This window comes from Buchnera aphidicola (Aphis nerii), assembly GCF_005083105.1.
Taxonomy (GTDB): Bacteria; Pseudomonadota; Gammaproteobacteria; order Enterobacterales; family Enterobacteriaceae; genus Buchnera; species Buchnera aphidicola_AS.
The window spans coordinates 517778-539320 of sequence record NZ_CP034885.1 but is presented as its reverse complement, the minus strand read 5'-3'; the positions used below and the strand labels follow the sequence as shown (position 1 = coordinate 539320).

The 21543-nt window shown below is 25.8% G+C and carries 17 protein-coding genes, 2 tRNA genes, 2 rRNA genes and 1 other RNA gene; 11 read left to right on the top strand and 11 right to left on the bottom strand.

All coding sequences use genetic code 11. The features are described from left to right. Positions 1–63: 63 nt before the first annotated feature. Together fmt and def are read right to left on the bottom strand one after the other, a co-directional pair. The gene (fmt, locus tag D9V64_RS02535) at positions 64–1014 is read right to left on the bottom strand and encodes a methionyl-tRNA formyltransferase (protein ID WP_158366979.1); all 951 of its coding nucleotides are present in this window, start codon (positions 1012–1014) and stop codon (positions 64–66) included. A 6-nt stretch (positions 1015–1020) separates the two neighbouring features. Continuing rightward, positions 1021–1539, bottom strand: a complete 519-nt coding sequence (gene def, locus D9V64_RS02530; RefSeq protein WP_158366977.1) for a peptide deformylase — start codon at positions 1537–1539, stop codon at positions 1021–1023. A gap of 261 nt (positions 1540–1800) precedes the next feature. On the opposite strand from def, the gene D9V64_RS02525 reads away from it, so the two are divergent. The 7 genes from D9V64_RS02525 (at position 1801) to cspE (ending at position 7730) form a co-directional block, all read left to right on the top strand. Next, positions 1801–2274, top strand: a complete 474-nt coding sequence (locus tag D9V64_RS02525; protein ID WP_158366975.1) for a DUF494 family protein — start codon at positions 1801–1803, stop codon at positions 2272–2274. 40 nt (positions 2275–2314) lie between these two features. Further along, on the top strand, positions 2315–2887 hold the full coding sequence (locus tag D9V64_RS02520) for a Sua5/YciO/YrdC/YwlC family protein (RefSeq protein ID WP_158366973.1): 573 nt from the start codon (positions 2315–2317) through the stop codon (positions 2885–2887). Further along, positions 2880–3713, top strand: coding sequence for a shikimate dehydrogenase (gene aroE / locus D9V64_RS02515; protein WP_158366971.1), 834 nt, complete (start codon positions 2880–2882; stop codon positions 3711–3713). The genes D9V64_RS02520 and aroE overlap by 8 nt, the downstream gene beginning before the upstream one ends. Positions 3714–3863: 150 nt before the next feature. After that, positions 3864–3935: transfer RNA gene (locus D9V64_RS02510), tRNA-Glu, on the top strand. 155 nt (positions 3936–4090) lie between these two features. Continuing rightward, a 23S ribosomal RNA gene (locus D9V64_RS02505) occupies positions 4091–7005 on the top strand. Between the two features lie 113 nt (positions 7006–7118). After that, positions 7119–7234: ribosomal RNA gene (gene rrf, locus D9V64_RS02500) — 5S ribosomal RNA — on the top strand. 286 nt (positions 7235–7520) lie between these two features. Then, positions 7521–7730, top strand: coding sequence for a transcription antiterminator/RNA stability regulator CspE (cspE, locus tag D9V64_RS02495; RefSeq protein WP_158366969.1), 210 nt, complete (start codon positions 7521–7523; stop codon positions 7728–7730). Positions 7731–7848: 118 nt separating this feature from the next. Here the strand turns inward: cspE and ybeD are convergent, their stop codons facing one another. Then, complete coding sequence (gene ybeD / locus D9V64_RS02490; protein WP_158366967.1) at positions 7849–8112, bottom strand: DUF493 family protein YbeD; 264 nt, start codon at positions 8110–8112, stop codon at positions 7849–7851. Between the two features lie 235 nt (positions 8113–8347). On the opposite strand from ybeD, the gene cysS reads away from it, so the two are divergent. Beyond that, on the top strand, positions 8348–9739 hold the full coding sequence (gene cysS / locus D9V64_RS02485) for a cysteine--tRNA ligase (RefSeq protein WP_158366965.1): 1392 nt from the start codon (positions 8348–8350) through the stop codon (positions 9737–9739). Positions 9740–9758: 19 nt separating this feature from the next. Here the strand turns inward: cysS and folD are convergent, their stop codons facing one another. After that, positions 9759–10616: a bifunctional methylenetetrahydrofolate dehydrogenase/methenyltetrahydrofolate cyclohydrolase FolD gene (folD, locus tag D9V64_RS02480; RefSeq protein WP_158366963.1), complete on the bottom strand. Its 858-nt coding sequence runs from the start codon at positions 10614–10616 to the stop codon at positions 9759–9761. A gap of 133 nt (positions 10617–10749) precedes the next feature. Here folD and D9V64_RS02475 point away from each other — a divergent pair. Continuing rightward, positions 10750–10823 (top strand) — tRNA-Arg (locus tag D9V64_RS02475). 15 nt (positions 10824–10838) lie between these two features. On the opposite strand, the gene adk is transcribed toward D9V64_RS02475, so the two are convergent. From adk to dnaX, 4 genes are all read right to left on the bottom strand, one after another. Beyond that, entirely contained in the window at positions 10839–11492 is a 654-nt protein-coding gene (adk, locus tag D9V64_RS02470; RefSeq protein WP_158366961.1) for an adenylate kinase, read from the bottom strand. A 70-nt stretch (positions 11493–11562) separates the two neighbouring features. Next, positions 11563–13437, bottom strand: coding sequence for a molecular chaperone HtpG (gene htpG / locus D9V64_RS02465; protein WP_158366959.1), 1875 nt, complete (start codon positions 13435–13437; stop codon positions 11563–11565). Between the two features lie 66 nt (positions 13438–13503). Next, positions 13504–13836, bottom strand: a complete 333-nt coding sequence (locus D9V64_RS02460) for a YbaB/EbfC family nucleoid-associated protein (protein WP_158366957.1) — start codon at positions 13834–13836, stop codon at positions 13504–13506. 63 nt (positions 13837–13899) lie between these two features. Beyond that, the gene (gene dnaX, locus D9V64_RS02455; RefSeq protein ID WP_158366955.1) at positions 13900–15000 is read right to left on the bottom strand and encodes a DNA polymerase III subunit gamma/tau; all 1101 of its coding nucleotides are present in this window, start codon (positions 14998–15000) and stop codon (positions 13900–13902) included. 138 nt (positions 15001–15138) lie between these two features. Between dnaX and ffs the strand changes: the two genes are divergently transcribed. Continuing rightward, positions 15139–15234: signal recognition particle sRNA small type (gene ffs / locus D9V64_RS02450), an RNA gene on the top strand. A gap of 10 nt (positions 15235–15244) precedes the next feature. On the opposite strand, the gene D9V64_RS02445 is transcribed toward ffs, so the two are convergent. Both D9V64_RS02445 and D9V64_RS02440 read right to left on the bottom strand, forming a co-directional pair. Continuing rightward, the gene (locus D9V64_RS02445; RefSeq protein WP_158366953.1) at positions 15245–16987 is read right to left on the bottom strand and encodes a SmdB family multidrug efflux ABC transporter permease/ATP-binding protein; all 1743 of its coding nucleotides are present in this window, start codon (positions 16985–16987) and stop codon (positions 15245–15247) included. A gap of 21 nt (positions 16988–17008) precedes the next feature. Beyond that, positions 17009–18751 (bottom strand): SmdA family multidrug ABC transporter permease/ATP-binding protein, encoded by a 1743-nt coding sequence (locus tag D9V64_RS02440; RefSeq protein ID WP_158366951.1) that lies wholly within the window; start codon positions 18749–18751, stop codon positions 17009–17011. A 157-nt stretch (positions 18752–18908) separates the two neighbouring features. Between D9V64_RS02440 and queC the strand changes: the two genes are divergently transcribed. Beyond that, entirely contained in the window at positions 18909–19619 is a 711-nt protein-coding gene (queC, locus tag D9V64_RS02435; RefSeq protein ID WP_187308563.1) for a 7-cyano-7-deazaguanine synthase QueC, read from the top strand. A gap of 57 nt (positions 19620–19676) precedes the next feature. Here queC and D9V64_RS02430 read toward each other — a convergent pair whose 3' ends face one another. After that, on the bottom strand, positions 19677–21539 hold the full coding sequence (locus D9V64_RS02430) for a SurA N-terminal domain-containing protein (protein ID WP_158366948.1): 1863 nt from the start codon (positions 21537–21539) through the stop codon (positions 19677–19679). Positions 21540–21543: the final 4 nt, after the last annotated feature.

Here is a 21543-nt window from a genome sequence, read left to right as displayed (position 1 = left end):
TATTTAAGCAAACGGAAAATTCCCGTTTGCTATTTTGTTTTTATTAAAAAATTAAAATTATTTTTATAATAATATTTTTCCAACTTTAAAGTTGTGTTTTTTTGAAAGTATTATTTCTTTAATATTTACAATATTTTTACTAGGTAGTTGTATTTTTTCAATATTTAATATTTTATTTTTTGTATTTATTTGTAATCCATTTTTATCAATAGAAATAATTTTTCCTATTGAATTATTATAGTAAATAGTGTTTTGAATTACTTTTGCTTGCCATACTTTGATAGGTATGTCATCTATAATAAAATAACATATTGGCCAGGGATTAAAGGCTCGAATTAGTCGCTCTAAAAAATCAGCACTTTTATTCCAATTTAATAATGCATCTTTTTTAAAAATTTTTTTTGAAAAAGTTGCATATTTTTCATTTTGTTGAATTTCTAAAGTAATGTTATCTTTTATTTGATTTAAAGTTTCTATTAAAGCTTTGATACCAATTTTAATTAGTTTTTCGGATAATGTAGATGATGTTTCTTCAGGAGATATTGTACATTCCTTTGACATTATAATATTTCCAGCATCAATTTTATTATTCATTTTAATAATACTAATGCCAGTTTTTTTATCTCCAGATAAAATTGCGGACTGAATTGGTGAAGGTCCTCTCCATCTAGGTAATAATGAAGCATGAACATTAATGCATCCTTTTGGAAACATATATAATATTTTTTCAGGTATTATTTGACCATATGAAACTACTATCATAATATCTGCAGAAAATTTTGATATTATTTTTTGAAATGTTTTATCATTTAATTGTAATTGTTGGAAAATAGGGATGTTTTTTGTAATAGCTATTTTTTTTACAGGAGAAAAAACTATTTTTTGTCCTCTTCCAGATGGACGATCTGGTTGAGTAATAACAGCTTGTATATTATATTGATATTTTATTAAGGCAGATAAATATTTTTCAGAAAAATTGGATGTTCCAGCAAAAATAATTTTTAGTTTTTTCAAATTAATTTATATCCTTTCGAAATATTTCATTTTTTTTATTTGTTTTTTTAATTTTTTTTTGATTCTTTCTTTTTTCAATGACGACAAATAATCTATAAATAATTTTCCTTTTAAATGATCAATTTCATGTTGTATACAAATAGATAATATTGATTTCGCTTCTATTTCTATTTCTTTTCCAGATAAATTTATTGCCTTTACTTTTATATAATCTGAACGTGGTATAAAAGCGCGGTATTCTGGAATAGATAAACATCCTTCTTCAATGCTAATATTTCCTTTTTTTTCAATAATTTCTGGATTAATAAGTATTAAATGTTCTTTTTTAATCTGGTTTGTGTTAACTACTATAACTTGTAATTGAACATTAACTTGTGTTGCTGCTAAACCAATTCCTTCTTTTACATACATAGTATCTAACATATTAGAAACTAGTATTTTAATTTCTTTATTAATTATGTTGATGGGTTTAGCAATAATTCTTAATCTTGGATTAGGGTATTGTAATATTGTTAAAACAGACATATATTTAATTATATTAGTTATTGTAAAATTGTTTAATTTTATAGTATAAACGCTTTTAATATAATTAAAAGTGAACTTTTAGTACTTTTTAAAATTTTTAATTTTTATTAAAATATAAAACTAATGTTTGTTAAAATAATTTATTAGTTTTTAGTATATTATAAAATTTTATATATTATATAGTTAAAATATTTATAAAAATTAATATGTAAAATATCTTATTAAATATTTAAATTTTTTTAATATATAATTGAGGATATAATGTTTGAAATATTAATATATTTATTTGAAACTTATGTTCATAATGAATCAGCAATATCTATTGATTATGAAATTCTAACAAATGATTTATCAGATATGGGTTTCCAAGAAAAAGATATTTATAATGCATTACGTTGGTTAAAAAATTTATCTTATTATAAAAAAAGTAATGTTACATCTATTAGTTTATCTTCAGATCAAATTTCTACACGAATTTATAATCAAGAAGAATTACTAAAGTTAAACGCTGATTGTCGTGGTTTTATACTTTTTTTAGAACAACTAGAAATATTAACTTTAGATACACGTGAAATGATTATTGAAAGAGTTATGGCTTTAGAAATTAATGAATTAAATCTAGAAGATTTAAAATGGATTGTTTTAATTGTTTTATTTAATGTTTCTGGGTGTGAAATAGTTTATAAGAAGCTTGAAAATTTATTATTTAATTTTACAACAGAAATAATACATTAATTTTAAAATAAATAATATTTTTTAATATGAGAATTATTTGATGATTAAAGATTTTTATTTAAATTCATTAGTTTGTTGTATACAAAAATTATATTGTAAAAATATTATTGCATATCCGACAGAGTCTATGTTTGGATTGGGATGTGATCCTGATAGTAAAACAGCTGTAAAAAAATTGTTAGATTTAAAAAAAAGAAGTATCAACAAGGGTTTTATATTAGTAGCTTCTAATTACAAACAAATAAAGGCATATATTGATGAAACTCAAATTTCAGTAGAGCAGAAAAAAAGTATGTTAAATTATTGGCCAGGTCATTTTACCTTTTTAGTACCACCAAAACCTTTAGTTCCTAATTGGTTAACTGGCAATTTTAATACTATAGCAGTACGTATTAGTAATCATTTCAGTATAGTTAAATTGTGCACTATTTTTGGCAAGCCATTAATATCGACCAGCGCTAATTTTGCAAATATGCCCCCATGTCGGACTAAAGAAAGTGTTCTGAAGAATTTTGGAAAAGATTTTCCATTACTGAATGGTGATATAGGAAGTGAAAAAAATCCCTCGAAAATAATTAATATTATGAATGGAAAGTTAATTCGTTATGCTTAAATTTAAAAATAAAAATTTTAATTATGCTTTATTTGGAAATCCTATTAATCATAGTAAATCTCCTCAAATTCATGATTTTTTTTCAAAACAAACAGGTATTTTACATATTTATGAAGCTATTAACGTCCCATTAGATAAATTTTCTTTATTAGTTTCTAAATTTTTCAAAAATAATATTCAAGGCGCCAATATTACTTCTCCTTTTAAAAAAGAAGCATATTTTTTTTCTGATAAATTAACTAAAAGAGCACAAATTGCTCAATCTGTAAATACATTTAAAAAAATACATAATAAATGTATTTTAGGAGATAATACTGATGGTATTGGATTATTATCTGATTTAAATAGATTAAAATTTATAGAAAAAAATTTTTCTTTATTAATATTAGGAGCTGGTGGTGCGGTTAAGGGCATTCTTTTATCAATTTTATTATTAGGATGTTCAGTTTATATTTTAAATAGAACTACTTTAAATGCTAAAAAATTAGTTGATCAGTTTAAATGTTATGGAAATATCAAAATATTTGAAGAACATGATTTAAAAAATAAGTGTTTTAATTTAGTGATTAATGCTGTATCTAGAAATATTCAATATAACAGTAAAACTTATATTCCATTGCATTTATTTTCTTCTAAAACTTTTTTTTATGATATGAATTATAGTTTTGAAAATACATCTTTTATAAATTGGTGTCTGAAAATGGGTTTTAAATATGTTTCAGATGGGATAGGAATGTTAGTATTTCAAGCTGCTCATTCATTTTTACAATGGCATGGTGTTTTTCCTAAAACAGACTACATTATTGATATGTTTAATAAAAAGTAGTTTTTTAATATAAATTAATTTTAAAAATATTTAAAATTTATTAATAAAATTTTTATATTTATGTAATATTAAAGAAAATACTTGACTCTTTTTTTTCGATCTGTATTATTTAATATAATATTTTTTTTAAGATAGCAATTTTATATAACAGTCCCCTTCGTCTAGAGGTTAGGACATCGCCCTTTCACGGCGGCAACAGGGGTTCAAATCCCCTAGGGGACGAAATAAAAATAATTTTTTTAAAATTAATTATATACTAATTTAAATTATTATGTTATTCTTTAAAAAATGTTAAAACGTATATAAATTAAAGCTCTTTAAAAATTCGGAAAACAAGCATATATTTTTATTTTGCAAAAAACACCTGTGGGTTGTAAGGTTAAGCAAATAAGCGTACATGGTGAATGCCTTGGCAGTCAGAGGCGAAGAAGGACGTGCTAATCTGCGAAAAGCGTCGGTAAGCTGATATGAAGCGATATAACCGTCGATATCCGAATGGGGAAACCCGATACATTTTTGTATCATTATTAATTGAATTAAATAGATTAATAAAGCAAACCAAGGGAACTGAAACATCTAAGTACCTTGAGGAAAAGAAATCAACCGAGATTCCCTTAGTAGTGGCGAGCGAAAGGGGAAAAGCCCAGAACTATAATCAAAATATTTTATAGTAGAATGATTTTGGAAAATTCAGCGATACATGGTGATAGCCCAGTATACGAAATAAAATATTTTGTGAGTTCGAAAAGTAGAGCGGGACACGAGAAATCCTGTTTGAATATGGGGGGACCATCCTCCAAGGCTAAATACTCCTGACTGACCGATAGTGAACTAGTACCGTAAGGGAAAGGCGAAAAGAACCCCGGTTAGGGGAGTGAAATAGAACCTGAAACCGTGTACGTACAAGCAGTGGAAGCATTTGGAAATATGAAATGTGACTGCGTACCTTTTGTATAATGGGTCAGCGACTTGTACTCTGTAGCAAGGTTAACTAAATAAGGGAGCCGAAGGGAAACCGAGTCCTAAATAGGCGTTAAGTTGCAGGGTACAGACCCGAAACCCGGTGATCTAGCCACGGGCAGGTTGAAGGTTGGGTAAAACCAACTGGAGGACCGAACCGACTGATGTTGAAAAATCAGCGGATGACCTATGGCTAGGGGTGAAAGGCCAATCAAACCGGGAGATAGCTGGTTCTCCCCGAAAGCTATTTAGGTAGCGCCTCGTGAATTCATCTACGGGGGTAGAGCACTGTTTCGGTTAGGGGGCCATCCCGGCTTACCAATCCGATGCAAACTCCGAATACCGTAGAATGCTATCACGGGAGACACACAGCGGGTGCTAACGTTCGTTGTGGAAAGGGAAACAACCCAGACCGCCAGCTAAGGTCCCAAAGTCATAGTTAAGTGGGAAACGATGTGGGAAGGCATAAACAGCCAGGATGTTGGCTTAGAAGCAGCCATCATTTAAAGAAAGCGTAATAGCTCACTGGTCAAGTCGGCCTGCGCGGAAGATGTAACGGGGCTAAAACTATGCACCGAAGCTGCGGCAGCGGAAATTAATTTTTTTTGCTGGGTAGGGGAGCGTTCTGTAAGCCGTTGAAGATATATTGTAAAATATGTTGGAGGTATCAGAAGTGCGAATGCTGACATGAGTAACGATAAAGCAGGTGAAAAACCTGCTCGCCGAAAAACCAAGGTTTCCTGTCCAACGTTAATCGGGGCAGGGTAAGCCGACACCTAAGGCGAGGCTGCAAAGCGTAGTCGATGGACAACAGGTTAATATTCCTGTGCTTAATTTTATTGCGATGGGGGGACGAAGAAGGTTAGGTTATCCAGGTGACGGTTATCCTGGTTTAAATGTGTAGGTATGATAACTAGGTAAATCCGGTTATCTTTAATCTGAGGCATGAAAACGAATCATTAAGGTGATGAAGTAACTGATACCACGCTTCCAAGAAAAGCCTCTAAGCTTCAGATAAAATTAAATCGTACCCTAAACCGACACAGGTGGTTAGGTAGAGAATACTAAGGCGCTTGAGAGAACCCAGGTGAAGGAACTAGGCAAAATAGTGCCGTAACTTCGGGAGAAGGCACGCTAGTTTAGGTAAAAGGATTTACTCCTTAAGCTAAAGCTAGTCGAAGATACCAGCTGGCTGCAACTGTTTATTAAAAACACAGCACTGTGCAAACACGAAAGTGGAAGTATACGGTGTGACGCCTGCCCGGTGCCGGAAGGTTAATCGAAGGAGTTAAAGGTAACTTGAAGCTCTAGACTGAAGCCCCGGTAAACGGCGGCCGTAACTATAACGGTCCTAAGGTAGCGAAATTCCTTGTCGGGTAAGTTCCGACCTGCACGAATGGCGTAATGATGGCCAGGCTGTCTCCACCTGGGACTCAGTGAAATTGAAATTGCTGTGAAGATGCAGTATACCCGCGGCAAGACGGAAAGACCCCGTGAACCTTTACTATAGCTTGACACTGAATTCTGAATTTGAATGTGTAGGATAGGTGGGAGGCTATGAAATTAAAACGCCAGTTTTGATAGAGCCAATCTTGAAATACCACCCTTTGAAATTTGGTATTCTAACCTAACGCCGTTATCCGGTGTAGAGACAGTGTCTGGTGGGTAGTTTGACTGGGGCGGTCTCCTCCCAAAGAGTAACGGAGGAGTACGAAGATTGGCTAATCACGGTCGGACATCGTGAGTTTAGTGCAAAGGCATAAGCCAGTTTGACTGTGAGCATGATAATGCGAGCAGGTGCGAAAGCAGGTCTTAGTGATCCGGTGGTTCTGTATGGAAGGGCCATCGCTCAACGGATAAAAGGTACTCCGGGGATAACAGGCTGATACCGCCCAAGAGTTCATATCGACGGCGGTGTTTGGCACCTCGATGTCGGCTCATCACATCCTGGGGCTGAAGCAGGTCCCAAGGGTATGGCTGTTCGCCATTTAAAGTGGTACGCGAGCTGGGTTTAGAACGTCGTGAGACAGTTCGGTCCCTATCTGCCGTGGGCGTTGGAAGATTGAGAGGGGCTGCTTCTAGTACGAGAGGACCGAAGTGGACGCATCACTGGTGTTCGGGTTGTCATGCCAATGGCATTGCCCGGTAGCTAAATGCGGGAAAGATAAGTGCTGAACGCATATAAGCACGAAACTTGCCTCAAGATTAATCTTCCCTGAAACAGAAATGTTTACTGAAGGGACGTTGAAGACTACAACGTTGATAGGCTAGATGTGTAAGCATAGTAATATGTTGAGCTAACTAGTACTAATGACCCAAGAGGCTTAACCTTACAACACCAGAGGTGTTTTTGAAATTAAATAAATTTAATAAAAGCTTGTTTTACTGAATTTATTGTTGTATTAATATATATATATATTATAATAGCATTATAAAATTGAAATGCCTGGTAAAAATAGTGTAGTGGTACCACCTGAATCCATTCCGAACTCAGAAGTGAAACGCTTCATCGCCAATGGTAGTACGGGGTCTCCCCGTGTGAGAGTAGGTAATTTCCAGGCTGAAAAAAACCCGAAAAAATTTTTTCGGGTTTTTTTATACTTAAAAAAAATATTTTAAATAAGTAATTATAAAAATATTTCATATATTATAAAAAAAATTTAATTTATTTAAAATAAAAATAATTTTTTTAAAATAAATTGCTTTATAGCCAATAATAGATTTACGTGTTAATCTATTAAAAATTTTCTATTATTTTTGATTTTTTATTTTTTTATGATAAAAATCATTTATAATTATTTTAGTTCTTTTTTTAATTTAGTATATTTTTATGTGAAGGTAATATAGATGTCCAAGATTAAAGGTAATGTTAAGTGGTTCAATGAATCTAAAGGTTTTGGTTTTATTACTCCAGAAGATGGAAGTAAAGATGTATTTGTTCATTTTTCAGCTATACAAAGTAACGGATTTAAAACTTTAGCAGAAGGTCAAAGTGTAGAGTTTGAAATTACTGAAGGAGCAAAAGGACCATCTGCTGCAAATGTTACTAGTTTATAGAATATTTTATTTTTTATTTTTAACATGAAAAATAAATATATATAATAAATGTTTTTTAGTACGGCTCTTTATCGAGCTGTACTATATGAAATATATTTTATGATGATTATAAGTTGTTTTATAAAACCATTCTAACCATATTTATTCGACTAATATCATGATATAATGTTTCAATTTGTTTAAAATTTTTAGCACATATTGTAATTGAAACAGAAACATAATTTCCTCTGTTACTTGATTTTACTTGAGGTGTATAATCTCCAGGAATCTGAATTTGAATGACTTTTATTATTTGATCAATAAGTTCGGGTTGTGCTAAACCAATGATTTTATAAGTAAAAAAACAAGGGAACTTTAACATTTCTCGTAATTTTGTCTTCATTAATTAATCCCGGTTTTATTTTTTATAAAATTTTTATTTTTTATTAATAAGTTTTATAAAATATTCTATAAATAATATATAATTATTTAAACAATTAATGTATATTGCAATATTTTTATATATTTTAAAATTTTTAAAATATTAAAATGATGACTAATTTAATTAGTTTATCATATTGACAATATAGAAAATAATATATTTTATATTATTTTTTTAAAATTTTTATAGGAAAATTATGTTAAAAATTTTTAATACATTAACTGGAAAAAAAGAAAAATTTAAACCTATTAAAAGCAAAAAAGTTAATTTATATGTTTGTGGTATTACTGTTTATGATTTTTGTCATATTGGTCATGCACGTACTTTTGTTGTTTTTGATATGATAGTACGTTATTTAAAATTTTTAGGTTTTCAAGTAAAATATGTAAGAAATATTACAGATGTTGATGATAAAATTATTACTAAATCATTAGAAAAAAATCTAGATATTAAAACTTTTTCAGAACAAATGATACATGAAATGAATCAAGATTTTTTTCGATTAGGTATTGATTTTCCTAATCAAGAACCAAAAGTTACAGAATATATCAATTATATAATTCAGATTATTAAAATCTTAATTAAAAATAAAAATGCATATATAAATAGTCAAGGTGATGTTGTTTTTTCAATAGATAGTGATATGTTTTATGGTTCTTTATCCGGTCAATTTTTAAAAAAATTAATTTCCGGAACACGTCCTATTTTAAATGGAATAAAAAAAAATCCATTAGACTTTGTGCTATGGAAACGGTCTCAAGAAAAAGATAAATTTTTTTGGGAATCTCCATGGGGAAAAGGTCGACCTGGATGGCATATCGAATGTACAGCTATTACAAATTTTTCTTTTGAAAATTATATAGATATTCATGGAGGTGGTTCTGATCTTTTATTTCCTCATCATGAAAACGAAGCTGCGCAATCACGATGCTTTAATAATAATTTTAAAATTAATTTTTGGATGCATTCTGGTATGGTGATAATAAATGATCAAAAAATGTCTAAATCTCTAGGTAATGTATATTTTTTAAGAGATGTTTTATTAAGATATCAACCTGAAGTTTTACGTTACTTTTTATTATCTACTCACTATCGTCATCCTATTTATTATTCTGAAAAAAATTTAAAAGCAGCAGAAATCTCATTAAGATATTTATATAATGCATTGTATAATACAAATCCCATTCCTAATTCTACCGCTGGTATAGATTTAGAATTATTATTTTATGATGCTATAAATGATGATTTTAATACTCCGAAAGCTTTTGTTATTTTGATTAAAATAGCTCGTAAAATTAATTCTTTTAAAAGTTATGATTTATATCAATCTAATTTATTTGCTTATAGATTAAAAAAATTAGCGATTATTTTAAATTTTTTATTAGAAAAACCTGAAGATTTTTTACAAAAAAAATCTTTTTTTAGTAAAGAAAAAATAAATGAAATAGAAAGATTAATCGAAAAAAGAAATATTTTTAGAAATTTAAAATTATGGAAAAAAGCAGATCAATTAAGAAATGAAATAATGAAATTAGATGTAATTTTAGAAGATTCTATAAATAAAACATTTTGGAAATATAAAAAATAATTAGTTTAAGTTTAAATACTTAAATATCATGATATTTTTCACAAGCTTCTAAAGTATTTTGAAGTAATGTTACTACAGTCATAGGTCCTACACCACCTGGAACTGGAGTAATATAAGAAGCTTTTATAGATGCAGATTTAAAATCAACATCTCCAACTATAGATCCATTTTTTAATCTATTGATACCTACATCAATAACAATAGCATTTTTTTTAATCCAATTTCCATTTAAAAATTTTGGTTTTCCAACAGCAACAATTAATAAATCAGCATTATTTACATGACTTATTAAATTTTTAGTAAATTTGTGCGTGATAGTTGTTGTACATCCTGCTAATAATAATTCCATACTCATAGGTCTTCCTACTATATTAGAAGCACCTATTACAACTGCATTAAGCCCATGTGTTTTAATTTTCATATAATTTAACATAGTAATTATCCCTTTTGGAGTACATGCTCTTAAAGTAGGATTTCTTTGGCATAATAACCCAGTATTATATGGATGAAATCCATCTACATCTTTATCTGGTCTAATACTTGTGAATATTTTGAAATGGTTGATTTTTTTAGGAATAGGTAATTGAATTAAAATACCATCTATATTAATGTCATTATTTAATTTATTAATGAGATTTAATATTTTTTCTTCATCTACATTATTAGAAAATTTCCAATATTTAGAAATTAATCCAACGTTTTCACAAGCTAATATTTTTCTATTTACATAAATTTCAGATGCAGAATGACTTCCTATTAAAATCATTGCTAATCCTGGAATTCTTTTTCCATTTATTTTTCTTTTTTCTATTTTTTTTGCAATATTGATTTCTAAATTTTTAGCTATTTTTTTACCATCTATAATTATTGCGGACATTTTTAGTAACTCGATTAATTTTTTCAATATGATTTAAAATTATTAGTATTTAATATATTTTTTAATATAATGTTAATTTAGTTGCATATATATTATTTTAATGTTATAAATTTCATATTATATATTGAGTAATGCGTTCTTAGCTCAGATGGATAGAGCAACGGCCTTCTAAGCCGTAGGTCACAGGTTCGAATCCTGTAGAACGCATAAAACAATCATAATTTATTCTTTTTTTTCTAAAATTATTTTTATTTTTTTTTGAATAATTTCTGGTTTTTCTGTACCATCAATCTTAAAAAATTTTAAATTTTTTAATTTTTCTTGGTTTAAATAATATTTAGTTAATAAGTCAATATTTTTTTTATGATTTTCAAGTCTATTTTTAACACTTTTTATTTTATCATCTTCTCTAGTAATAAGTTTTTCCTTCGTTATATCATCGATTCCTTCTTCTTTAGGAGGGTTGAAATAGATATGATAACTTCTACCTGATTCAGGATGTATTCTTCTACCTGATATTCTTTTTAATATTAAATCATCTGGAACAATGAATTCTAAAACAAAATTTATTTTAATACCTAAATATGATATATATTTTGCTTGTTTAATTGTTCTAGGAAATCCATCTAATAAAAAACCATTAGCACAATCTGCTTTTTTTATTCTTTCATAAACAAGATTACAAACAATATCGTCTGAAACTAATTGACCATTTTTTAAAATTTTATATATCTTTTTCCCAATTTTATTTTTTAATTTAATAGAATCTCTTAATATATCTCCTGTAGAGATCTGTGGTATTTGATATTTTTCTATAATGAATTTAGATTGAGTACCTTTCCCAGTACCTGGAGCACCTAATAAAATAATATGCATGATTATTTTTATGTTTATTAAAGTATTTTAAAGTTCAGATTACTACTATAAGTAAGTAGTAATCATTTTTTTATATTTGTATAAATAATTTATTCATTCTAGAAATAAATTTGTGTGGATTATCTAGATTTCCTTTTTCAGCAAATAATGCTTGATCTAATAATAATTTTATCCATTCTTCAAAATTATCGCTTTCGTTTATTTTAGATATTTTTTTGATTAATTCATGTTTTGGGTTAATTTCAAATATATATTTTAATTCTGGAACAGGTTGTCCTGCAGCAGTGAAAAGTTTAGCCATTTGAGTAGTCATTTCATTTGAATCACTTAAAACAATGCATGGAGTTTCTGTTAATCTATTAGTTAATCTGACAGATTTTACTTTACTACCTAATACTTTTTTAACTCTATTTAAAAAATCAACTATTTCTTTAGATGTATCTTCTGTATTTACTGATTTTTCTTCTACAAGTTTATTTAATGAAGAATCTTCTTTACTAATAGATTGGAATTTCTTACCTTCAAATTCAACAAGATAATTCATCATCCATTCGTCAATTCTATCTGATAACAATAAAACATCAATATTTTTTTTCTTAAATAATTCAAGGTGAGGACTGTTTTTTGCAGATATATAACTATCAGCAGTTATATAATATATTTTTTCTTGTTTTTCATGCATATTAGATATGTATTGTTTTAATGAAATTGTTTGTTCTGCAATTTTATTATTTATTGATGTAAAACGTAAAAGATTAGCAATTAAATTTAAATTTTCACTGTCTTCTGCGGGCCCTTCTTTTAAAACTAATCCAAATTGATTCCAGAAAGATTGATATTTTTTATTATCATTTTTAGATAATTTATCTAGCATTTTTAATGATCTTTTTACTAATGCTTTTTTTAAATTTTGTGTGATAGAATTATTTTGTAATATCTCTCTTGAAACATTTAAAGGTAAATTATTCGAATCTATTATACCCCTAATGAATCTAAGATAATTTGGTAAAAATTCTTGAGAATTATCCATAATATATACACGTTTGACATATAATTTTAAACCATGTTTATTTTCTCTATTCCAAATATCCCAAGCTGCTTTTTCTGGTACGTATAATAAACTAATATATTCATGATTTCCTTCTACACGGTTATGACTCCAAACAAGGGGATTGTTTTGATCATTAGTGAGATACTTATAAAATTCTTGATATTCTTGATCACTAATAGAAGATTGATTTTTTACCCATAATGCTTGAGCTTTATTTATTTGTTCCCAAAGATATGTTTTATTTTTTTCATCATATATTTGTATTTCTACTGGTACTGTAATATGATCTGAATATTTATTAACAATATTTTTAATTTTCCATGTTTCTAAAAATTCATCTTCTTCTTTTTTTAAAAATAGTATAATTTCAGTACCTTGTGTTTTTTTTATAATATTTGTTATATTATATTCACCTTCTCCTGATGATTCCCATAATATTCCTTCGTTAGATGTGTTTTTGGCAAATTTTGTTCTAACTAATACTTTATCTGAAACTATGAAAGATGAATAAAAACCTACTCCAAACTGACCAATTAATTCGTTTTTTATGCTATTTTTTTTATTCTCTAAAGATTTTAAAAATGATTTAGTACCTGATTTTGCAATTGTTCCTAAATTTTCAATGACATCTTTTTTCGTCATACCAATGCCATTATCATTGATAATTAATGTTCTTTGAGCTTTATTAATAGAAATTTGAATTTTTGGTGTTATTTTTTGTAGTTCTGGTGATAATATCGATTCAAATCGTATTTTATCTATTGCATCTGATGCATTAGATATTAATTCTCTTAAAAAAATTTCTTTATTTGAATATAAAGAATGAATCATTAAATGTAGAAGTTCCTTTACTTCAGATTGAAAACTATGTGTTTCTTTTTTTTGTATATTCATAGAAAATCCTGTAATAAATTAAAATATCTTTTAAATATTTGGTTTAAAAAATAAAAATTTTATATTTTATGTTGGAATGTTGAATCCTGTAGGAATTGGAATACCTGAAGATATGGCAGACATTTTTTTCTTTTGAACTTCAGATATTCTTCTGGTTGCATCATTAAATGCAGCAGTTGCTAAATCTTCTAGCATATCTTTATCCTCACCTTTCAACAAGCTGTGATCTATTTCTACACGTCTACAATTGTGAGCTCCATTAATAGTTACTTTAACTAATCCAGCACCAGCTTCTCCCGTCACTTCCATTTTTGCGATTTCTTCTTGTATTTGTGTCATTTTTTCTTGCATTTGTTGAGCTTGTTTCATTAAATTTCCTAATCCGCCTTTACTAAACATAGTTTTCTCACTTTTTAAAATTTTAAAAATATTTTGATAAGAATTAAATTTATTACTTATTTTTTATAATTCTTCTTTATTTATTTCCGTAATTGCTAGAAGTAAAATCATTTCTACACCAATTTTATGATTAGGTGTAAAAATTAGTTCTTTTCTTCCAGCTAGTAAAATTTTATAACATATTTGAATATCTTTTATATTTTTTTGATCTGCTATTTTTTGTATATCATATTGGTAATTTTTATAGATATTTTCACTCCATTCTAATGGGTATGTTTTGATCATAGCAATATGATGTAAAATACGTAACATTTCTATTAAAATATTTTCCCATTCTATATTTATTTTATTCATTTTTTTTAATAAAAACATTATTTGTTTAATATCTTTTTCTAATAAAAATTTAGTTAATAAATATATATTTTTATCGCTTGGTATCCCAAGCATTTCATTTACATTTTTTAAATTAATTTTATTTTTACTAAAACTTATAGCATGTTCTGCTAAATTTAATGCATCTCTCATGCTACCTTTAGCATATGTAGATATTTTTTTTAAAGCATTTTCGTCAAAATTAATATTTTCATTATTTAAAACAAATTTTAAATAATTAAAAATATTTTCTTCAGATAATATATTTAGTTTAAAATATAAACAACGAGATATAATAGTTTTAGGTATTTTTTCTATATCTGTTGTTGCTAAAATAAATTTAATATGGGAAGGTGGTTCTTCCAGTGTTTTTAAAAGTGCATTAAAGCTGTGTCTAGAAAGCATGTGAACTTCATCAATTAAGTATATTTTAAATCTACTTTTAATTGGAGCATAATAAATGTTATCTAAAATTTCTCTCATGTCTTCTATTTTTGTTTTTGAAGCAGCATCTATTTCAATAAAATCAAGACAAGATCCTTTTTCTATTTCTTTACAAGTAATACATTTTCTACAAGGTAGTAAAGTAATATTTTTTTGACAACTTAAGCTTTTAGCTAATAACCGACCAAGAGTAGTTTTACCTGTTCCTCTACTTCCAGATAATAACCATGCATGATGAATTCTTCCCATAGAAATTGCATTACATATAGAAGTTATAATGTGTTTTTGACCAATAATTTCTTTAAAATATTGAGGACGATATCTTCTTGCTAATATTTGATAATTCATATTTTTTATAATGTTATTATAATGTTAATTTTATTTAAATATTAAAAAATTTTTTAAAATATTAGTTGTAAATTATACATTTAGTGTATAGAATATGAAATGCAATTTTCTTATATTAAAATATAATAAAAAAGATTCTGTTAGTCCTGAACACTGTTAAATTGAAAAATGAGTCAGGTCTGGAAAGAAGCAGCTATATCAATTAATACAGGTGTTTTGTTAAAACTAACAGAATCTTTTAAATTTAATGTTTAAATAATTGAAAATTATACATTTTTGAATAATAACCATTTTTTTGTAGTAATGTTTTATGATTTCCGCATTCTACAATCTTCCCTTTATCTAGAACTACAATCACATCTGCATCAATTATTGTAGAAAGTCTATGTGCTATAATAATTAATGTGGTATTTTTTCTAATTAAAGTTAAAGTTTTTTGAATTAGTTGTTCAGTTCCAGAATCAATATTAGCAGTTGCTTCATCTAATATAAGTATTTTGGGATTTTTTACGAGTATTCTAGCAATAGAAAGTAGTTGTTTTTGTCCAACTGATAAAGTGTTCCCTTCCTCTCCTAAAATTGAATATAAACCTCGTGGCATAGATTTTACCAGTGAATCAAGATTAACTATTTTTAATGTTTCCCATATCTTATCTTCTGATATTTCTTTTCCTAATGCAATATTAGAAAGAAAAGTATCTGCGAGAATTATTGGATCTTGTTGTACCATTAATATACTTTCTCTTAAGATACAATGACTTATAGATTTAATGGGTTTATTATCAAGATATATCTCTCCATTTTTAATTGGATAGTATCCCATTAATAAATTAGCTAAAGTACTTTTTCCACTACCCGTGTGACCTACAAATGCAACGAAACTTTTAGATGGAATATCTATATTAATATTATCAAGTATATTTTTTTGAGGTTCTAAATAACTAAAGCTTAGGTTTTTTATATTTATTTTTCCAGTTTTTAACCTTTTTTTATGTTTTCCATATGCTTGTTTTTGTGAATCGATAAGAGAAAATATCCTTTCTCCAGCCACGATTGCTTGTTGTAGTATGGATTGTTGAATAGTAATTGAAATTAAAGGTTCATTAAGACGTCCAAGATATGTAATAAAAGCATATAATATACCTACTTCAAATACTTCATGTTTTAAACAACTAAATGATAAAATAAAACTACATAAAACTAAAGCTGATATTAAACTTAATAATGGACGTAATAAAAATCCATCTAATTTTAATATTTTCATTCGTGCTAAATAATGTAATTGACTACTATTTTGAATGCTTTTTTTAAATCTATTTTGCTGCCTAAATTGTTGTATAACGTTCATACCATTAATTGTTTCATTAAATTTGTTATTTATATTTGCTAAATAGTATCTAACTTTTCTAAGTAATGGAGTACTATAATATTGATAAATCGACATAATAATTATTACTAATGGAATAATAAACATTGCAATTATTGCCATATGCCATTCAAGAGTGAACATTGCACATAATATAATAACAATTAATGTTACACTTCGAAATAAAGTAGGAGCAACAGTATCATATAACTCTTTAATTGCTTCAGTATCATTTGTTACTTTAGAAATAATTTGACCAATCGGTTGCGAATCAAATTGATAAATCGGTTGTTTTATTGCTGAATTCATAACATCATGACGTAATTTATTAATTATTCCTACAGATATTTTATTAAAATAAATACTTTGAAAATAATTAAAAAAAACAGATAATATCTGTAATATAATAAATGTAATTACAATTATCAGTATTACTTGAAGATAAAATTTATGTTGAGATAAAATATTGTTAATAAAATAACTAATTAATATAGGTCCTAAAACCTCAGCAGTTGCACCACTTATAAGTAAAAAAAATGATAAAATAATTTTTTTTTTGTAAGGTATTGCATATTTTATTAAGCGCTTTAAAATTGGCCAAAATTCTATTAAACGATTCATATTATAAATTTCTCATCTATTCTAATAATCCTCATTTTTTTCTGATTGTTGGTAATAATACATAGATTGATACCAATTTTTTTCTTTTATTAATGTTTTATGATTACCCTTTTGAATAATTATACCTTTTTCAATTACAATAATTTCATCTGCATTTATTAATCCAGATAAACGATGTGCTACAATTATTAGAGAGTGTCCTTTTTTTTTCCATTGGTATAAGTTATTCAAAATATTATTTTCAGTACTTCCATCTACTGCAGATAACGCATCATCTAAAATTAATATTTCTGAATTTAACAATAGTGCTCTAGCTATAGAAATTCTTTGTTTTTGACCACCTGATAACATTACACCTCTTTCACCAACTTGTGTTTGATATCCCCGAGGGAATCGTATGATATCTTTATGTATATCTGCTAATCGTGCTGCTTCTTCAATTTCATTTTTAGATGCACTAGGTCTTCCTAAAGCAATATTATTATATATATTATCTGAAAATAAAAATGCAGTTTGATTGACAACAGAAACTTTACTTCTCCAATAATCAATCTTTAATTGCAATAATGAAATTGAATTGTAAGTTATTTCTCCTTTAGTAATTTTAAATTGTCTTTGAATAAGCTTTAGCAAAGTACTTTTTCCAGAACCAGTAGGTCCACAAATACCTAAAGTTTTACCTGGTAAAAGAGTAAAATTGATTTTTTTTAAAGACGGTGTATTTCGTTTTGGATAGAAAAAAGTATTAATATCAACATGTATAATTTTTGCAATATTAGATGTTGTTTTGTTGCCATCTTCAATATATAGTTTTTTATTAATAATTGAATAAATTCTTTCCCATGCAGCACTTCCTCTTTCTACTATATTAAACATCCATGCTAGTGCTAACATTGGCCAAATCATTAAACCTAAATACATAATAAAACTTGTTAGCTGTCCTATTGTGATTTTTTGATTCCATACCAAATATCCACCTATAGTTATAGCTAATAAATTAGAAAAAGCTACTGACAAGTAAATTACAGGATCAAAACGTGCATCTATTTCTGCTACTTGCATATTTTTTTTACCAGCTTCATTAACAATATTATTAAATTTTTTTAATTGATATTTTTCTAATCCAAATGATCGAATCATACGAATACTAGTTAATATTTCTTGTGTTTGATTATTTAATAAAGAAAATGAATTTTGTGCATTTCTAAATCTATCATGTAATTCTCTTCCGTATTTTTTGATTAAAATAGCCATAATTGGCATTGGTATAAGAGAAATTATTGTTAATAAAGAACTAATTTGAGTAATCATTACTATTAATACAGATAAACCCATAATAGATGAATCTATAAGTGTTAAAACGCCTTCTCCTGCTGCAAATACAACACGATCAACATCATTCGTTGCTCTAGCAATTAAATCTCCAGTTCGATTTTTTAAAAAAAATATTTGACTTTGATTGCTAAGATGCGAATAAAATTTGACTCGTAATTCCGTTGCAAGGTTATAAGACGCTCCAAATAACAGAATTCTCCATAAATATCTTAATATATATACAGTAATTGCAATTAAAAAAATAATTGAAATCCATGGTAATATTTTTATTCCACTCATTTTTTTTTTAATAATCAAGTCAATTAAAATTCCGATTATTTTAGGTGGTATTAATTGTAAAAATGCTATTGTTACTAATAAAATAATAGATCCTAAATAACGTTTCCATTCTTGTACAAAGTACCATTTTAATTGGTTAAACAATCTCACAAAATAATCCTAAAATGTAAATATTGAAAATGTGTATTTTTATATTATATCTTTTTGATTAAATTTTATTTTTAAAATTAATAAATTAAAAACATTTTTTTATATAATAATATATAATATTAATTAAAAATTTTTTTCAGAAGTTAAATATAAAAATATGAATAAAAAAATCAAAAAAATACTAATAGTTTTTAGCGGTGGACAAGATTCAACAACTTGTCTAATACATTATGCTAATTTATATAAAGAAGTTTATTGTATTACTTTTGATTATGATCAAATGCATAAATCTGAAATTAATGCTTCTCGTTTTATATCTAAATATTTTAAAGTAAAAAAACATATATTTATAGATGTTAGATTTTTAAAGAATCTTTCTAAAAGTAGTTTAACAAATAAAAATATTTCAATTTATAATAACCATCCATTAAATCTATCTTTGCCTAGTACTTTCGTTCCAGGTCGAAATATTTTATTTTTAACTTTATCTTCTATGTATGCTTTCAATCATAAAATTGATTTTGTTGTTTTAGGTGTAAATACAATTGATTTTTCTGGTTATCCTGATTGTAGAAATGAATTCATTAAAACAATGAATCATGTTGTTCAAATTGGAATGGATTGTCAAATTAGCTTTAAAGTTCCTTTAATGAATTTAAGTAAAGCGGAGATATGGTCGTTATCAGATTATTGGAATTTAAGTAAATTTATTCTTAATCATACAGTTACTTGTTATAAAGGTATAATAGGAAATGGATGTGGTCAATGTCGAGCATGTATTATTCGATATGAAGGATTTAACAAATGGAAATCTAATCCTTCATATTATATGAAAAAATTAAAAGATAAATTTGATTTTTATAATTAATTATATCTTATTCATATATTTAAAACATATTTTATTTAAATAAGCATCGAAAGATATTTATATTTTTTTCATTTTGCTATATACAATTTTTGATTTTTTATGAAGATTTTCAAGTATACAATTAAATATTTTTTCTATATTATTTTTTTCTAAATATTTACTAATCATTTCTTCTTCATTTTTTGAGAATGCTGCATTATACACTTTTGATATATATGCAATTATAAAATTTTTATTTTTGTCTTGGTACATAGTATAAATTTTTTTACTGTTATTTTTACATGACATAGAGAAAATTTTAGATATTATTGGATTATGATCATATCTAGACAATGTTTCTGAATGATTAAATATTAAATTTTCTTTTTTAAATATTTCTTTATTTCCATTATTTAACTCAAATAAAATTTTTTTAACTTTTTCTTTAGTTTTTATAAATGCTTTTTTATATTTTAAAATATTTATAATATTATTTTTAACTTCTTCTAATTTTTTAAATTTTTTTGTTTTAAAATCTTTTATAGTTAATAAAAATAGTTGATTATTTTTTAGTTCAATTAGTCCTGAATGTGATTTCATTTTGTTTTCTCTATTTAATAATCCTGATTTAAAAATTATTTTTTTTAAAATAGGATTTTCAAATATTTTTGGAACAGAATTTTTATCAAACCACTTGCTTTCTATAGATTTAATATTAGATTCTTTTTCAATTAAATCAAATCGATCTTTATGTTTTTTAGATAAAATTAAAATATTTTTTTTAGTATTATAATATTCATCTAAAGCTTTTTTATGTTTTATTTCAGATTGAATTATATGATATACTTCATTTATTTTTTTTATTTTCTTAAATAATATTTTATTTAGTTTTACAATTAGAAATTCATTATTAAATTCAATAATATCAGAAATTTGATTAGCTTGATTTAAATTAGATTTTTTAATTTCTTCAGGTATCAAATTAATTGGTATCCATCCGATATTTCCTCCTTTTTTAGAAGACATGGGTTCAATTGATTTTTCTCTTGCTAATTTTGAAAATTTTTCTCCGTTTTTTAATTTTAATAATATTAAATTTGCTTCTTTTTTAGTTTTTATTTGAATAATACTATAATTTCTTTTTTCTTCTGTGGAATATTTATCAATATTTTTTTTATACCAATTTTTAATTTCTTTATCGTTACATTTCACATTTAGTTTATTTGGTTGTATATGAATATAACTAATTTTGAATTTTTCGAGATTATAAAATTTATTTTTATTTTTATTAAAATAATTTAATATTTCTAAATTATTTACACTTTGATTTTTTATAGAGTTAACTTTAAAGATGACTTTTTTTATTGTTCGTTTCTGAGATAATAAATTAATTATATGATTTTTTTCCCCATCTAATATAAAATTTGTTTCTGCAATAGTGTTAATTAAATTTATTGTATTTAATTTTTTTTTAATTAATTCTATATATTCATAATTTGTTAAGTTAACTGATTCTAAATATTTTAAGTATTTTTTATTACTGAATGTATTGTTTTCTTGAAACATATTAGAATTTAATATTATTTTTTTAATTTCATTATCATTGAGATTAAATTGAATTTTTTTTGTATATTGTTCTAATAAAATATTATTTATTAGTTGAGATAATACGTAATTATATATTTTTTCTTTAAGTGTTTTGTAGTGACTAACTATATTGAAATTTTTTCCTAATATTTTTCTCTGTTTATTTAATTCAATATTAAACATGTTTTTTAATGTGTCAAAACTAATTTTTTCTTCATTAACTTTTACTACATATTTTATTTTTTCTTTATGAATATAATTATTTAAAGTGCCAAATATTATTGATAAAATAATTATTCCTAAAATACATTTAATTACAATTTTTTTTGATTGTAATTTTGAGAATATTATCATAATA

Excerpts from the sequence above, each read along its gene's own strand:
- aroE (WP_158366971.1), top strand. The coding sequence starts at position 2,880 with ATGCTTAAATTTAAAAATAAAAATTTTAATTATGCTTTATTTGGAAAT.
- adk (WP_158366961.1), bottom strand. The coding sequence starts at position 11,492 with ATGCATATTATTTTATTAGGTGCTCCAGGTACTGGGAAAGGTACTCAA.
- D9V64_RS02460 (WP_158366957.1), bottom strand. The coding sequence starts at position 13,836 with ATGTTTAGTAAAGGCGGATTAGGAAATTTAATGAAACAAGCTCAACAA.
- htpG (WP_158366959.1), bottom strand. The coding sequence starts at position 13,437 with ATGAATATACAAAAAAAAGAAACACATAGTTTTCAATCTGAAGTAAAG.
- D9V64_RS02430 (WP_158366948.1), bottom strand. The coding sequence starts at position 21,539 with ATGATAATATTCTCAAAATTACAATCAAAAAAAATTGTAATTAAATGT.
- queC (WP_187308563.1), top strand. The coding sequence starts at position 18,909 with ATGAATAAAAAAATCAAAAAAATACTAATAGTTTTTAGCGGTGGACAA.
- cysS (WP_158366965.1), top strand. The coding sequence starts at position 8,348 with ATGTTAAAAATTTTTAATACATTAACTGGAAAAAAAGAAAAATTTAAA.
- cspE (WP_158366969.1), top strand. The coding sequence starts at position 7,521 with ATGTCCAAGATTAAAGGTAATGTTAAGTGGTTCAATGAATCTAAAGGT.
- D9V64_RS02520 (WP_158366973.1), top strand. The coding sequence starts at position 2,315 with ATGATTAAAGATTTTTATTTAAATTCATTAGTTTGTTGTATACAAAAA.
- D9V64_RS02525 (WP_158366975.1), top strand. The coding sequence starts at position 1,801 with ATGTTTGAAATATTAATATATTTATTTGAAACTTATGTTCATAATGAA.
- def (WP_158366977.1), bottom strand. The coding sequence starts at position 1,539 with ATGTCTGTTTTAACAATATTACAATACCCTAATCCAAGATTAAGAATT.
- D9V64_RS02445 (WP_158366953.1), bottom strand. The coding sequence starts at position 16,987 with ATGAATCGTTTAATAGAATTTTGGCCAATTTTAAAGCGCTTAATAAAA.
- ybeD (WP_158366967.1), bottom strand. The coding sequence starts at position 8,112 with ATGAAGACAAAATTACGAGAAATGTTAAAGTTCCCTTGTTTTTTTACT.
- folD (WP_158366963.1), bottom strand. The coding sequence starts at position 10,616 with ATGTCCGCAATAATTATAGATGGTAAAAAAATAGCTAAAAATTTAGAA.
- dnaX (WP_158366955.1), bottom strand. The coding sequence starts at position 15,000 with ATGAATTATCAAATATTAGCAAGAAGATATCGTCCTCAATATTTTAAA.